A 13,911-nucleotide genomic window follows, 5' to 3' on the forward strand; every position below is an offset into this window, starting at 1 on the left:
GTGCCAATGCCTTCTTCCGTGTATTACCGGCCTGGAAGGATTTCTTTGAACCAAGCGATGAGCGTAGAGATGTAATGGTTTGCACGTATCGGTACAAATGGAGTGCAAGCGAAGCTAAACACTATGCAGAGGAGAACAAAGTGACTGACTGGTATCCGGGCAAATGGCGCAGAGAGTGGATGCCGGGAGGCTTTGTTGATCCTAACAATACAGGGGTGAACTACTGTCCGTTGCGCTATGCCGATGTCGTATTGATGACTGCCGAGGCTTATAACGAAACCGGCAACACGCCAAAAGCTTGGGAACTGCTGAATATGGTGCGCACTCGTGCGAAAGCAACTCCTATTACAGACGCCAACTACAGCAGCCTGTTGAAAGCGCCTCAGGTTTATGACCTTCCGTATATCGAAGATGGAGATGCCGCCGGTAAGTTCCGCACAGCACTTTATTGGGAACGGGGTTTTGAATTGGCTTTCGAAGGCCAGCGTAAATATGATCTGTTGCGTTGGGGCATCTTGGGAGATGCACTGAAATTCTTCCAAACGAATATGGATACGGCACTCAAAGGGAAATATGTAGCGGGTGATAAATTCGTCAAAGGTAAGCACGAGCTCTTCCCGATACCGCTGGCAGAGTTGCAGGCTAATCCTGCGCTGAACAATCAGAACAACCCGGGTTACGAATAAATCCGGAAGAACCGATTGATGGAGAGTTGCTGAAACTGGCTCTCCATCGATACGGTATCTTCTGCACGTTAGGTGCAAATTAGCTTTTGTTTTGTTCGATACTTATCAGAGATCCAGGTGATTATAGGATGACAAGGATTTGTCTTATAGAATCAGGGCTCGCCCTATTATTGCTGAGTATTCAAGTATTAACAGCTTGAACTTGACGTATTAATAGCCCATCGACCAGGTATTAACAGACTGGCACTCAAGTAACCTGAGCCAAAGTATTCGGTTACTCAGGCTAAGCACTCAAGTGGCTTGGAACGAGTACTCAGTTTACCTAAAACGAGCGAGTGATTCTTCCGGATGTCCTCCTAACCAAGCTCTTTGAGCAAACAGGCTTGCACCTGAATGGACGATAAACCCATCAATTTGTTGAAAATAGCTTGAAGGAAAATAGAATGAAGAAAGTAATTTATTGAATGTATTTATGAAGAAATTTGCATTATTCTGTTGTGCGGTTATTACGTTACAGGCATTCACCGGTTGTGCTTCCAAACAACCTAAAGAAGATTACGGTTGGCTAAAGCATGTAATAGATGTATCAGTGAAGCAATTGGAGGAAACAGTGGCCGATGTAGGTGATTCGGTCTGGTTGCCACGTTCTATCTGGACGGGATACGACCTAGACTTTCTTTACAGTCAACTACAGAGGGACCCCGTAACTTTCAAAGACTCTTTACGGGTGAAACCGGTGAAGAATGCCTTAGGTACTCGCCGTTATTGTACTTCTATCTACGAATGGACCAGTGGATTCTTCCCCGGAAACTTATGGCATGCATATCAATTGACCGGTAATGAAGAACTAAAGAAGGCTGCCGTTAAATTCACGAATTACCTCTATCCGCTGAAAGATTATAAAGGGACACACGACATCGGCTTTATGATGAACTGTAGCTATGGCAATGCTTATCGGGCATGTCCCACTGACACCGCCTACCGGGCATTGATACAGACTGCGGACAATTTGTGCGGCCGCTTTGATTCCAACATCGGTTGCATTCGTTCATGGGATTTCGGGAAGTGGAACTTTCCGGTGATTATTGATAATATGATGAACCTGGATCTGCTGTTTTATGCAAATCATCTGACCAATGATCCCAAATATAAAGAAATAGCATTAAAGCATGCTGAGACAACGCTAAAGAATCATTTCAGAAAGGATCATTCATCGTATCATGTAGTAAGCTACAATAACGATGGAACCGTTGAGATGAAATGCACGCATCAAGGGAAAAGCGATGATTCCTCCTGGGCACGTGGACAGGCCTGGGCGGTATATGGATATACTTCCTGCTATCGTGAATCAAAAGACTCCACGTTCCTGCTGCAAGCGAAGAATGTGGCGCAGCTGATCATGACCAACGTAAAAACTCAGGATGCTATTCCTTTGTGGGATTACGATGCACCCGATACACCGGAAACGCCCAGAGATGCTTCCGCAGCTTCCATCACAGCCTCAGCCTTGATCGAACTCAGCACGCTGGTAGAGGATGAGGCAATTTATTTCAATTATGCGGAGAAGCTCCTGAAGTCTCTTTCTTCCGACGCTTATCTGGCCAAAGTGGCCACTAATCAGGGATTTATCTTGATGCATTCCACAGGTTCATTGCCTAACGGCTCCGAGATCGATACCCCTATCAATTATGCCGATTATTATTACTTGGAAGCATTAATCCGCTATATGCGGGTAAAAGGGCTCAACTACAAATCACTCTAAATTAGTTTACTATGAGAACTGTAAGATACATATTAACCGCCACTTTTCTGTTTATTGCCGCATGTGTAGAAGCTCAGCAAGTACGAAAGGAGGCCTTTGCCTTATTGAATCTAGAACAGCCGGCTTTGGAAAAAGTAAAAGCAGCATGCACCCGACAACACTGGGATGAAGCCGCTCAGGCTTTATTGGATTATTACCGTCACCGCAACGGAGTAGTACACCCTGATCTTGATTTGCAGCACATCAAGATATCAAAAGAAGAACAAAAATGGGCGGATGATGCCTTGGGACATACCTTTTTTGTACATAAGGGGTATCAACCTTCCTATAATTATGGCAAAGATATCAACTGGGAGTATTGGCCTGTTCAGGATAATGAGTTGCGCTGGCAGTTACATCGTCATAAATGGTTTACTCCGATGGGGAAAGCTTATCGCCTCTCGGGTGATGAGAAATATGCCAAAGAATGGGCATATCAATATATAGACTGGATTGAGAAGAATCCGCTGACAGAGGTAGAACCGGAAGAATATAAACTTGTCAGTGCGGGTGAAGTGAAGGGTGATGCTGAAAATGTACGCTTTGCCTGGCGCCCGTTGGAAGTCAGCAACCGTCTGCAAGATCAGACCTTACAGTTCTTGCTGTTTGTCAATTCTCCATCGTTCACTCCGGCGTTCCTTACCGAATTCTTAGTAAATTATCACCGTCATGCACTACACATTCTGAATAATTATTCAGCTCAAGGCAATCATCTATTGTTTGAAGCCCAACGTATCGTGTATGCAGGTGCTTTCTTTCCTGAATTTAAAGAGGCCTCCTCCTGGAGAGAGAGTGGTATCAACACCCTGAATCGTGAAATCAAAAAGCAGGTTTACACGGATGGTGGTCACTACGAACTGGACCCTCATTATCATTTGGCCGCAATCAACATCTTCTGCAAAGCCTTGCGTATGGCAGATGTGAACGGCTTCCGTCAGGAATTCCCCGCAGGGTATGTGGGCACTGTGAAGCATATGATTGAATTCTACTCCAATGTTTGCTTCCCCGATTATAGCAACCCTTGTTTTAGTGATGCCAAATTAGGTAATCGTTCGGCAGAGGTTGGCAATTATCAGGATTGGCTCAAAATCTTCCCGGATTGTGAATGGATACGCTATTACGCAACAGAAGGCCGTGAAGGTTCTCCCCTGTCGTACCTGTCTCATGGAGCCTTGGATTCCGGCTTCTTTACTTTCAGAAACGGCTGGAAACAGGATGCTACAGTCATGGTCGTAAAAGCCGGCCCGAAAGGTGAATGGCATTGTCAACCCGATAACGGAACTTTTGAACTTTGGTTTAACGGACGGAATCTGTTCCCGGATAGTGGTTCTTATGTATATGCCGGAGATGACGAAGTGATGAAGCTTCGCAATTGGTTCCGTCAGACTTCTGTTCACAATACGTTAACTTTGGATGAAAAGAACCTGCAAACCACAGAGTCTGTCACCAGACTTTGGCAACCGGAAGGCAACGAGCAAATCCTCGTAACCGAAAATCCGCATTACGAGGATTTGAAGCACAGACGATCTGTATTCTTTGTTGATCAGGCATATTTTGTCATTATTGACGAAGCCGTTGGCAATGCAAAAGGAACGGTTAACCTGAACTACAATTTGTGCGAAGGCACTGTCCATGTGGATGGTAAAAGCAACACCCTAACCTCTACTTTTGAAGGAAGGAGCAATGTAAAGCTACAATGCTTTTCGGAAAAGCATATGTCTTTGACCGAGAAAGAAGGCTGGCGATCCATTGCATACCGGCAACGTGTACCCCGCACCGCCGTTTCCTTCAATATAGATAAGAATACCCCGGATGCGGTACGCTACATTACAATCATTTATCCGGTAAAAGACACGAAGACGTCTCCTACATTCAAAGCGAAGTTCCTTAATAAGGCTTATGATGAGAACGGTGTAAGAATAGAAGTATCCATCAATGGAAAGAAAAGGCAATTAGCCTATCGTTTGTAGTAACTATGCCTATGCCGGTTATTCACTCTCCCCAATATGGCGGAAGGATCTGTTGAGACAATTACTGCGCTATCGCCCTCATCAATCGTTATTTGACTAGGCCAACTTTAACGGATATTGATTCTATCCATCTTATCCAACAGCTAAAACAAAAATTACCCTGACATAGATCTCGTTTGTTCTATGTCAGGGTACTAATTTCATGTTTTCAAGAATGAGTAGAGTAAATAATATATTGAAAAATACTCTGGTATTTCTTTCAATGGACTAAAATCAGTCTTCCACATATCAAGCTCATACAGTTGATCTTCCGTGTCTAAATACAAGGAAGCTAGAACCGTTACTCCATCTAGATCTTTGAACTGACACTCACTGGCCTGACAGCCAAAGTCCCATTCCTCGCAAGTAACGGATCATCTGCAAAAGTATGGGGGATATAGGTATTCTGTACAATGATACATCACTCTCATGTCATAATCACTTTTTTGCATATTATTCAGTATATCAATAAATTACAATGCGCCTTCTTTTTGGGGATCATTTTATTCTGATAAGCAATAGCTATTGCTTGTTTCCCCAAAAACAGAGTTTTCAATTCATCAAATAAGCTCTTTTATGAACCGTATCGTACGCAACTATTCGTGGATTTAAGCAGTCTTTTTTCAGGTTTATTCCCTTCTATTTTCTGTTGCACATCATGTGCGACGCCTGTTCCACATTATGTGCAACATCTGTTCCACAATAGTGAGTCAGCCGTTCCACATCTGTGGAACAGGAAATGTAATGGACAAAAATGTCTTTAACTAGTTGTTTACTACTATCTAATGGGAGATTTTGCTAAGTACACAGCCATTGGAAATCGATATTATCTATTGAATAGAAGTCTCAGAAAAGTAGACGCAATATATCAAATTATCAATCAGTCGGTTACAGCAAAAAGTGACTATGACATGAAAGTGTTGTATCATTCTGTAACTCGCTTAAATTTCATATTTTACCGGTTAATTAGTTTATAGATGTAGCCGATCTCCTTAGATTTAAGGCTGATCTCAGTTAAGGGAAGTAATGAACACCCTCTTATTCCTGCATAGATTAACGGAGTTTTATGTATACTCCTCATCTTTTGCAGATGATCCTAGTAAGACCAACGGGATTTGTTACCTACTTAATTTCGGGTAGACCAAAACACAAACTTGCTAAACATGCTTTATCAATTTATAGTTCAATAGAGCCTTTACAAGGAATCATATAAAAAGTACCACCAAAAGCCACTTTATTGCCCCAGAACTCTTTTCCTAACATCAACTTGTAAGGCTGGTATCTATACCAATAACGCAACTTACTCTTAACTAACTCAATCACAAAAGACTCATTATTATCCATAGCCTTTTTATTGGGGTATGTTGCAAAAAAGATATGTTTTTTATTTTTGATCTTATAAATTCTCAAGTCTATTATCTCTATGGACTTTACTTCGATTACAGACAAAGTATCTTTTAAAGGATATTCAAAGTTTACTATAACCTTAGATGAAATCTTCAAAGTGTCAAAAATCTCACTATTAGCTATCATCATCTTCTTTTGAGGCTTATAACCCTTATCTGTCTCAAACAGTATAGGAATAGAGTCATTATTGATATAACTCTGGGAAAAAGCACAAACAAATTGATAAAAAAGGAATAACAATGAAAAGATTCTTTTCATAAATCAACTATTTTAAAAGTGGATATAACGGTTTCAATAATGAATTTATTTGATTTGGCCTTCTTTGAGGATATTTATTGTACATGCCGGAGAGATTTTTTTCCGCCCCTGTCTTGAAAGAAGAAACTGCTCCTCCAAAAGTGAAATCAGTTTTTTTCATCAGACCCGAAAACATTGTTTGGAAATATCTCCCAGCAAGACTATTATTCCCCAATCCTGTAGTGGAATTAGCTCCAATATATCCTGAACTATACACCTAGTTATCGGCAATAGCGGCAACAAAAGGATAGTAGTCATTTACTTCCTTCGTATGTCCAGCTTTATCTGCTACTACCCGAACATTCCCCAGGTGATCTCTCAGATAGAAATGGAAAAACTCATTCAGTAGGCTGACATAGTCCGCTTCATTCAACAACATTTTGAGCGCACCATTCTCATAGACCGCATTGCCACAATAATCAGTTATTTGCGTATCACCGTTTAGATTATGCTCCGTACGAAGTTTTACTCCATTCGCATCATAGAGATACTTAACGCTATTACGACCTTCAAACGTTATCTGGCTAGGTAAATTTAAAATATTATATTGAATATCAGCTATTTTTTTGTTTAAATCTTTAGTTATGTTACCGTTTTTATCATATTCGTATTCAACAACCTGATTCGCACCATCCCTGAATTCCATTCCATTGCCATAAACAGAGTTTGTAGCGTTGTCGTTGACTGATTGCAACTGATTACCATTGTAAACCAGATTCAGGTTATCTATTAGGCCATAACCTGTTTGTGAGGTTTGACCGTACCTGAGTAGTCCCAGAATATTGCCCATTTTATCATAACCAGTAACCTGTTCATTGAAATGGTTACTATTACCAGTCAATCCGCTGCCTTCACCGTAAATTGCATCTTGCAATCGGGAAAGCCTGTCGTATGTAAAGCGATAACCTTTTCGAGTCATTTCGTTGCTTGCTCCTAACTGTCCGGCTCCCTAACTCATGCTGCTGACATTGCCATTAAAACAAGGAATATTGCCTGCAACTGTTTCTTGATAATGCAATGCAGCGATTCTTTAAGCAGGAAGGTTTTGTAGATATGCTGTAGAGTCTCTTCGTCCATGAGTGAGAACAAAAGGATGTGCTACCTATCCTGCAAGCACATGCCGGCCGCAAGATTGCGAAGACGCTGGATTTATCGCTGAATTTTCTGGTGGGAAGTGCGGATGTGATGCTGAAAAATCATTAGTCAAAAAAAATGAGAGACAGAAGCCTCTGGAAAAGGACAAAGCACGTGTATTCAAAATGATCGATGTGTTAGAGATAATAAGATGAAGCAAGCATACTCATAAAGTACAGTAAAAATCCCGTTAGCGAACAGGCCAACGGGATTTAGTTAATCAGTTTTAGTCGGACGAAAACACAAACATGCAAAGACTATAAACTAAGTATCAGTTGAACACTCATTATAGCAAGTCTCCATTTCTTCTCGTATATAGTTTTCCGCTTCGTCTACACTCAAAACGTGTTTGCTTTCCATAAAAATTATGATAGAAAACATTGTTGCAAGAGAACCGTTTTCACGCCAGTAGTTAACTTCTATTTCAGAAAAATAATCAAATTCATCATGACTTCTGTTCACAAAAGGGACATCATTACGAATAGATATATTCTGAAATCTTTCCTCCCATTCTTGTAATAGCTCATTTGTTATTTTTAGAATGGAATCTTCTATTGTAATTCGCTCATTTTTTTTCATTTCGTATTTATATTAGGATATTTAACCCATTCGTCAGGAAATTGTCTTGTATTTGCCTTTTCTCCTTTAAGCAGATTTTGAGGTACAAAATCTTGGTGTTGATGTATTGTATTTCCTTTTTGATCTGTCACCTTGTGCGTTTTTGAAACCGTATTTCCCTTTGATTCTGTTTCTATTATATGCTTAGAGGTAGCTCCATCTTTCCCTGGAGACTGTATCGTTTTAGTGGTTTCTGCAGTAACTACAGTTCCCCCAGTTCCGGCAACAGCCTCAGTTCCACCAATTAATGCTTCAGCTGCACCTACAATAATACTGACAACATCACCTACATTGCGTCCAGCATTATAATGACTGGCATTGGACACAAATTTTGTATTTGTATTTGCCAATCCAAAACTAAGATTTAAACCAATGGAATGTACTACTCCTCCAAGAAAATCCTAAATATCTTTTCCTTTAGGATCTACATATCTCACTGGATTATTCAAGCAATGCGCATACGGACTAACTCCATAATACATCTCCGGCAACGGATCAACTACATGCCAACGTCCCAACACGGCATCGTACATACGCGCACCGTAATCATACCAATCCAAACCGTCTTTACGATCCAATTCCTTGCCATTATACTTATTAAGGCTGAACACTATTATCTGCAATAGACCGTTGTAGCGGTAGTATTTCCTATCTTGTGCACTGTGCGGAGCTTCGTTCCGTTCACCGCATACGTATAAGTAATGGTACTACCATCCTTGAACGTGACTTTACTAGGCAAATTTAAATAATTATATTGAATATCAGTAATATTATTGTTTAATTTTTTGGTCATTTTGCCATTCTTGTATAGGTGTATTCCGTTGTCTGGTTGGAACGGTTTTTTAATTTCATTCCATTTCCGAAAACGGAGTTAGTGGCATTGTTTTGAAAAGGCCTTATCCCAAAATGCCTTGATATAGGTTGATGTTTAGTCAGGTTATATCAGGGTTAAGAACTCAGATCTATTTTCTTATCCTGCGAGCTTTCAGAATAGAATCCAGATTACAACCATCATTATAAAGGTAATTCGCTATGACTGTATCCTTGAGTACATAAATACCTTCACGATATTCTTTTGCCAAATACTTTCTGGCAAAGGAAAAGAGCCCATTTTCCTCTTTGCTTACTTTGGATAATTCAATCAAGTACCTTATTACCTTTTATGTTAATTTGTCTTCATCAGGCTTTTTGCATAGCGCTAATATTCAAGTTGATAAGTATCAGAATTTGGATTCTTCTTTATTATTGCCTGAATATATTTAAGCATTTCATTATGTTGGGAATAATAACTAGATAGTTGCTAATAGTAGTAAGAATCTCCCTCTTCCAAAACATTCTTCTTCCAGAGTTTTAATTCCTCTTTATTTTTAGGTTTATTAAAATAAGGAGTATAAGAAGTAACTAGTTTATTCGATTCTCCTTTCTTTCCCTTATCATGCTGGGTGGTATCTTTGTCACTTAGCTTTTACCATTGGACACACCCGACTGCTTTTGTCTCCCATTACAAGAAAACTAGACTGAAATAATAGCAGTAAATAAAAGTTTCTTCACATCTCGCTTTGTTAAAGTTTATAGAATATATTTTGCTCCTGCCTCCAACGCTTTATGCAAAATATCGTAGAGAGTATCCTAATCATTTTTTTTTCCAAAAAATCATAGATGTAAAATAAAACACCCCGATATAATCCAGCTACATTTAATCAACTTAAATCATTTTAGAACTACTAACTCATATTATTATAAATACGTGCCTCTAGCCTTGTGTAAAAAAAAGGATACTTCCTATTACCCAAATAATAAAGAGACCAATGAATATGAAAACAGCTGGACTGATCTTTTGTTGTAATTTACAATCTCTTTTAACCACTCTTGTAGAAGTCAGATAATCATCTATTCGCAACCCTTGAGAACTTGCAAGAAAAATTATAAATTCAATAAAATAACAAAGATCATGGACTATGCATCTCCACGGATTTACTATAATTTTCTATACTAAGAGTTTTTATATCTATAATCTGAATTCCCATTATGCGTTTTCCAAGACTCATACCATTATAGCAATCCTTACAGAAATTCCAATACATAGAAAAATGTATAACACATACTGTAGAAAACATACTAAATGGTGGAATAGGTTCTACTATCCAGATTATAAAACGAGCAATAAGAAAGTCTATAGCCATTGGTAATAAAAAAAATCTTTAGCTCTTCCATTTTGTTTTTATTTAAATAATTCAAGAATAGAATCTAATTCTTTAGTTTTCTCATAATACCTACCAGTAGTATCAAAAGTCCCAGTTTTCTTATGACCTTCTGTTACAATAGGTATGGACAATATAACCACTTTCCCTAACAGATGTCCGAGAATCAAAATTATATTCTCTTCTGTATTAAATACCCTGATATAAATTGGTTTTTGGTCAACTCATACCAAGGTAAGGCAATAAAGTGCTTCTTAATTATATTGATTCTAATTGTATACACCAAGATTTTAATGAATATTACATACCTGAATCAACTTTTCTCATTAAGACATAATCTCTTTTCCTCTTATTATATTTAAATTCATATAATAATATACCATTAAATATCAATAACTTGTCACCATTGTTATATCGTACAGAGTAAATGCCAAGTGAAATTGTAACAAAGCCATTTTCTAACTCTGGATAATTGAGTTTATAGACGGTTCCAAATGGATTTTTCTCATCCACGTTTGGAATGCCAAACTTTATTTTTTTATTACCAATATTTATGTTATACGGGAAATTACTATTTTCACAAGCTGATAAATCGCTAATGTATAAACTATCCGTATCTAAGGTACTATTCAGCCTTTTATAGCAATGATCTATTGCTTTCTCGTATAAGCTGCTCATATTTTGCGATTTAAGTGAAGCAACAAAACATAAAGCAAATAAAATAGCTATTGATTTCTTCATTTTTTATCATTTTATTATAGTGATAGGAATAGTAGCAACTACCCCTTTGTTATTGTAGATATAAATCCTTTTATTCCCCATACCAACAACTATTTCCATCCTTTTTGAACTGGTTGAAATATCTTGCTTTGATGGAGGTTGAGCCCATGAACCTGTATATGATTGTCCATTTTTTACAATCTTTTCTGTTCCACTTGGATGGCTATAAAAATCTCCACTACCAGAAACTAGATTCTTCCCTAGTGAAGGCTTACCACTTGCAGAGCTTCCTGTATTTATAGCATTCCGTTTATCATCAAAAGAGCCGTAATACTCCTTATTATTCGCATCTGCAATCCCTCCTTTTCCATTATCTTTTATACTACTCATCATAGATACCAAAGCTTTTGCTGATCCTATTTCTTGAACATTACTCATATGCTCTCCAACTAGATTTCCCGTTTTAATTGCATTCTCTGTATCAATAGCACTTTTACTTGATATTGGATTTGCAATTCCTTTTTGAGGTCTTTGTTCTTTGCCATACATTTGGTCTGTAGTTTGAGTCGTTTTAATCACGAAAAGTCGATCTGGATCATCTTTTTTTACTCGGAAAATTTCCTGTCCTTTTTCGTTATGATATATATCATCAAGGAACATACCTGTCGGATCTATATACTTTATTGGATTATTTGCACAATATACATACGGGCTTACTGAATAATACTTCTCCGACAACGGATCCACCACATGCCATCTACCCAACGCAGCATCGTACATACGCGCACCGTAATCATACCAATCCAAACCACCTTTACGATCCAACTCCTTGCCGTTATACTTATAAGGCTGAACCGAGGAAGAGCCTGCAAATGTTCCGCCGAAAGGATAGTAATGGTTCACTTCTTCTACATTTCCATCCTGATCGACAATAATACGGTTATTTCCCTGATGATCCTGAATGAAGTAGTGATACTTCTGATCAGGTAGAGTTACATAACCGGCTTCGGTCAACAAAGTCTTGGGTATTCCATTTTCATAGATCACATTACCATAATAATCAGTCACAGTCGTAGCATTGCCAATCACGTGTGTAGCACGAAGTTTCGTACCGTTTCCACCATAAAGAGAAGAAATGTGGTCACCGTCTTCAAACGTTAGCTGACTAGGCAAATTTAAAATATTATATTGGGAAAGCGATCTCTATTTCAGCATTTAGTTCAAAATATAATAAAAAATCGCCTTGGTACAGAGTTAAAATAATTCCATACCAAGGTAATAATTAAATGTTTATATAAAAAGCAGAACTTATATGAGGGATAAAACATCTTCTGAACAAATTCATTATAACTTGAGTTTTATAGCCCATCAATAAATTCTTTCAGCAACTCATTCTTTTTATGAAAATAAAATCTCTGGCTTTCTTCATCCATTTCAACAATCAACTTCTCATATGCTTGTTTTTCTTTACATAAATCTTCATATCCCCAAATCGCTTGAATAAACGGATATATATTTTCATCTCTACCCACCACTCTAAAATACCAATCCTTAGGAAGAGCTTTAGGATCTCCAACTTCAAATAAATAGCATGGAACAGTAATAATAAGACCATTATTGTCCGTCAAATAAGCCAAATATTTCTCAAACATAATCATTCCTAAAATAATATAGTCTTCGCCTACTATTATCGGATATTCGTATTGCGTAGACACATCAAACCTTCCAAAATGACCATCTATTAAAGGTTGATATTCATATTTTTCCAAATTACTATGCTTATTAGCTATACATTTTACTCTCATATTTTATTTAAATTTAAAATCATCTACGGCGACCAATTTCCCATTCTTAAATTGTCCAACATAATGTATCACAATATCTTTTCCTGTTTGAGAGGTATGTATATACTGCATTTTGCTCCATCCCTTCCAACGTGGATCCATTATATTTTGTATTATGCTCCTCCCCAATTGGGGTTCGATAGAATTTCATCCATAGCTAACTGTTCAGACAACCCACTTGGAACATTTCTTCCTGTAACACCTCTTCCTAACGGAACCAATTTAGAATCAAAAGCTTTTGGGAAAACTTTTCCAACAATCTTTCCTGCTATTCTTCCACCGATTTCTCCAACAGCCATCTCTGCCCCTGTCTCCACAGCTTGCTGCATCATGTGATCTTCCTCAGGATCATAGGATTTCTTCTCAACCATCGTACCTGCACCAAAGAGACCATTCACCAAAGAAGCAAACGGATTTATTGTGTTTTTGTGATACAACCTGCCGTCTATTTCCTCTAAAATACGATAACGGTCTGTATTCTGTGGCAGTTCTGCCCCAATGTAACTCCAGCCGTTACGGGTACTCTCCTGATTTGTTGCTGTAGCATCCCATAAAAAGGAGCCAAAGCGATCTTGTATCCAATCCCTCCCATCTGGATCAATCCGGCCTACAGGGTCATTACCACAATACGCATACGGACTAACTCCATAATGCTTCTCCGACAACGGATCAACCACATGCCAACGCCCCAGTGCAGCATCATACATCCGAGCACCATAATCATACCAATCCAATCCACTCTTACGATCCAGTTCCTTACCGTTATACTTATAAGGCTGAACCGAGGAAGAGCCTGCAAATGTTCCACCGAAAGGATAGTAATGGTTCACTTCTTCCACATCGCCATTCTGATCGACAATAACACGGTTATTTCCCTGATGATCCTGTATGAAGTAGTGATACTTCTGATCAGACAACGTTACATAACCGGCTTCGGTCAACAAAGTCTTGGGAATTCCATTTTCATAGATCACATTACCACAGTAGTCAGTCACAGTCGTAGCATTGCCAATCACGTGCGTAGTACGAAGTTTCGTACCGCTTGCATCATAAAGATAAGAAATGTTGTTACCGTTCTCAAACGTTATGCGACATGGCAAATTTAAGTAATTGTATTGAATATCGGTAATCTTTTTATTCAAATCTTGCGTCATACGACCATTTTCATCATACTCATATTCAGTATATTTGTGG

10 protein-coding genes and 4 pseudogenes are annotated in these 13,911 nt (G+C 38.5%); 3 read left to right on the plus strand and 11 right to left on the minus strand.

Features of this window, described 5'->3' with window-relative positions; all coding sequences use genetic code 11:
* From JCM10512_RS20280 to hepC, 3 genes are all read left to right on the plus strand, one after another.
* On the plus strand, positions 1 to 686 hold a 686-nt coding region (locus JCM10512_RS20280), incomplete at its 5' end, for a RagB/SusD family nutrient uptake outer membrane protein (protein ID WP_044165689.1).
* Between the two features lie 472 nt (positions 687 to 1,158).
* Positions 1,159 to 2,448: a DUF4995 domain-containing protein gene (locus JCM10512_RS20285; RefSeq protein ID WP_044165708.1), complete on the plus strand. Its 1,290-nt coding sequence runs from the start codon at positions 1,159 to 1,161 to the stop codon at positions 2,446 to 2,448.
* An 11-nt stretch (positions 2,449 to 2,459) separates the two neighbouring features.
* Complete coding sequence (hepC, locus tag JCM10512_RS20290) at positions 2,460 to 4,457, plus strand: heparin-sulfate lyase HepC (protein WP_044165690.1); 1,998 nt, start codon at positions 2,460 to 2,462, stop codon at positions 4,455 to 4,457.
* Between the two features lie 200 nt (positions 4,458 to 4,657).
* Here the strand turns inward: hepC and JCM10512_RS25190 are convergent.
* From JCM10512_RS25190 to JCM10512_RS22260, 11 genes and pseudogenes are all read right to left on the minus strand, one after another.
* Positions 4,658 to 4,837, minus strand: a pseudogene (locus JCM10512_RS25190) (DUF6984 family protein); the annotation flags it as partial.
* An 835-nt stretch (positions 4,838 to 5,672) separates the two neighbouring features.
* Positions 5,673 to 6,161 (minus strand): hypothetical protein, encoded by a 489-nt coding sequence (locus tag JCM10512_RS20295; RefSeq protein ID WP_148298504.1) that lies wholly within the window; start codon positions 6,159 to 6,161, stop codon positions 5,673 to 5,675.
* A gap of 7 nt (positions 6,162 to 6,168) precedes the next feature.
* Positions 6,169 to 6,321 carry a hypothetical protein gene (locus JCM10512_RS23145; protein WP_206777885.1) on the minus strand — a complete coding sequence of 51 codons (153 nt, stop codon included), beginning with the start codon at positions 6,319 to 6,321 and terminating at the stop codon, positions 6,169 to 6,171.
* Positions 6,322 to 6,441: 120 nt separating this feature from the next.
* A pseudogene (locus JCM10512_RS20300) lies at positions 6,442 to 7,218 on the minus strand (RHS repeat-associated core domain-containing protein); the annotation flags it as partial.
* Positions 7,219 to 7,598: 380 nt separating this feature from the next.
* A complete protein-coding gene (locus tag JCM10512_RS20305; RefSeq protein ID WP_044165695.1) occupies positions 7,599 to 7,913 on the minus strand; it encodes a hypothetical protein in 315 nt (104 codons plus the stop codon).
* Positions 7,910 to 8,302 (minus strand): hypothetical protein, encoded by a 393-nt coding sequence (locus JCM10512_RS20310; RefSeq protein ID WP_148298506.1) that lies wholly within the window; start codon positions 8,300 to 8,302, stop codon positions 7,910 to 7,912. The genes JCM10512_RS20305 and JCM10512_RS20310 overlap by 4 nt, the downstream gene beginning before the upstream one ends.
* Positions 8,303 to 8,359: 57 nt before the next feature.
* A pseudogene (locus JCM10512_RS25195) lies at positions 8,360 to 8,831 on the minus strand (RHS repeat-associated core domain-containing protein); the annotation flags it as partial.
* Between the two features lie 1,622 nt (positions 8,832 to 10,453).
* Positions 10,454 to 10,894, minus strand: coding sequence for a hypothetical protein (locus JCM10512_RS20335; protein ID WP_044165704.1), 441 nt, complete (start codon positions 10,892 to 10,894; stop codon positions 10,454 to 10,456).
* Positions 10,895 to 11,530: 636 nt separating this feature from the next.
* Positions 11,531 to 12,064: pseudogene (locus JCM10512_RS24415) on the minus strand (RHS repeat-associated core domain-containing protein); the annotation flags it as partial.
* Between the two features lie 167 nt (positions 12,065 to 12,231).
* The gene (locus JCM10512_RS20345; RefSeq protein ID WP_148298507.1) at positions 12,232 to 12,642 is read right to left on the minus strand and encodes a hypothetical protein; all 411 of its coding nucleotides are present in this window, start codon (positions 12,640 to 12,642) and stop codon (positions 12,232 to 12,234) included.
* Between the two features lie 188 nt (positions 12,643 to 12,830).
* Positions 12,831 to 13,911 (minus strand): RHS repeat domain-containing protein (locus JCM10512_RS22260; protein ID WP_148298508.1); only part of this gene is annotated, 1,081 nt, incomplete at its 5' end.

Origin of the sequence: Bacteroides reticulotermitis JCM 10512 (assembly GCF_000517545.1) — a bacterium.
In the GTDB taxonomy this organism is placed as follows: domain Bacteria; phylum Bacteroidota; class Bacteroidia; order Bacteroidales; family Bacteroidaceae; genus Bacteroides; species Bacteroides reticulotermitis.

Bases quoted from the DNA above. Each gene is read 5' to 3' on its own strand.
- hepC (WP_044165690.1), top strand. From the start codon at position 2,460: ATGAGAACTGTAAGATACATATTAACCGCCACTTTTCTGTTTATTGCC.
- JCM10512_RS20285 (WP_044165708.1), top strand. From the start codon at position 1,159: ATGAAGAAATTTGCATTATTCTGTTGTGCGGTTATTACGTTACAGGCA.
- JCM10512_RS20335 (WP_044165704.1), bottom strand. From the start codon at position 10,894: ATGAAGAAATCAATAGCTATTTTATTTGCTTTATGTTTTGTTGCTTCA.
- JCM10512_RS23145 (WP_206777885.1), bottom strand. From the start codon at position 6,321: ATGAAAAAAACTGATTTCACTTTTGGAGGAGCAGTTTCTTCTTTCAAG.
- JCM10512_RS20295 (WP_148298504.1), bottom strand. From the start codon at position 6,161: ATGAAAAGAATCTTTTCATTGTTATTCCTTTTTTATCAATTTGTTTGT.
- JCM10512_RS20305 (WP_044165695.1), bottom strand. From the start codon at position 7,913: ATGAAAAAAAATGAGCGAATTACAATAGAAGATTCCATTCTAAAAATA.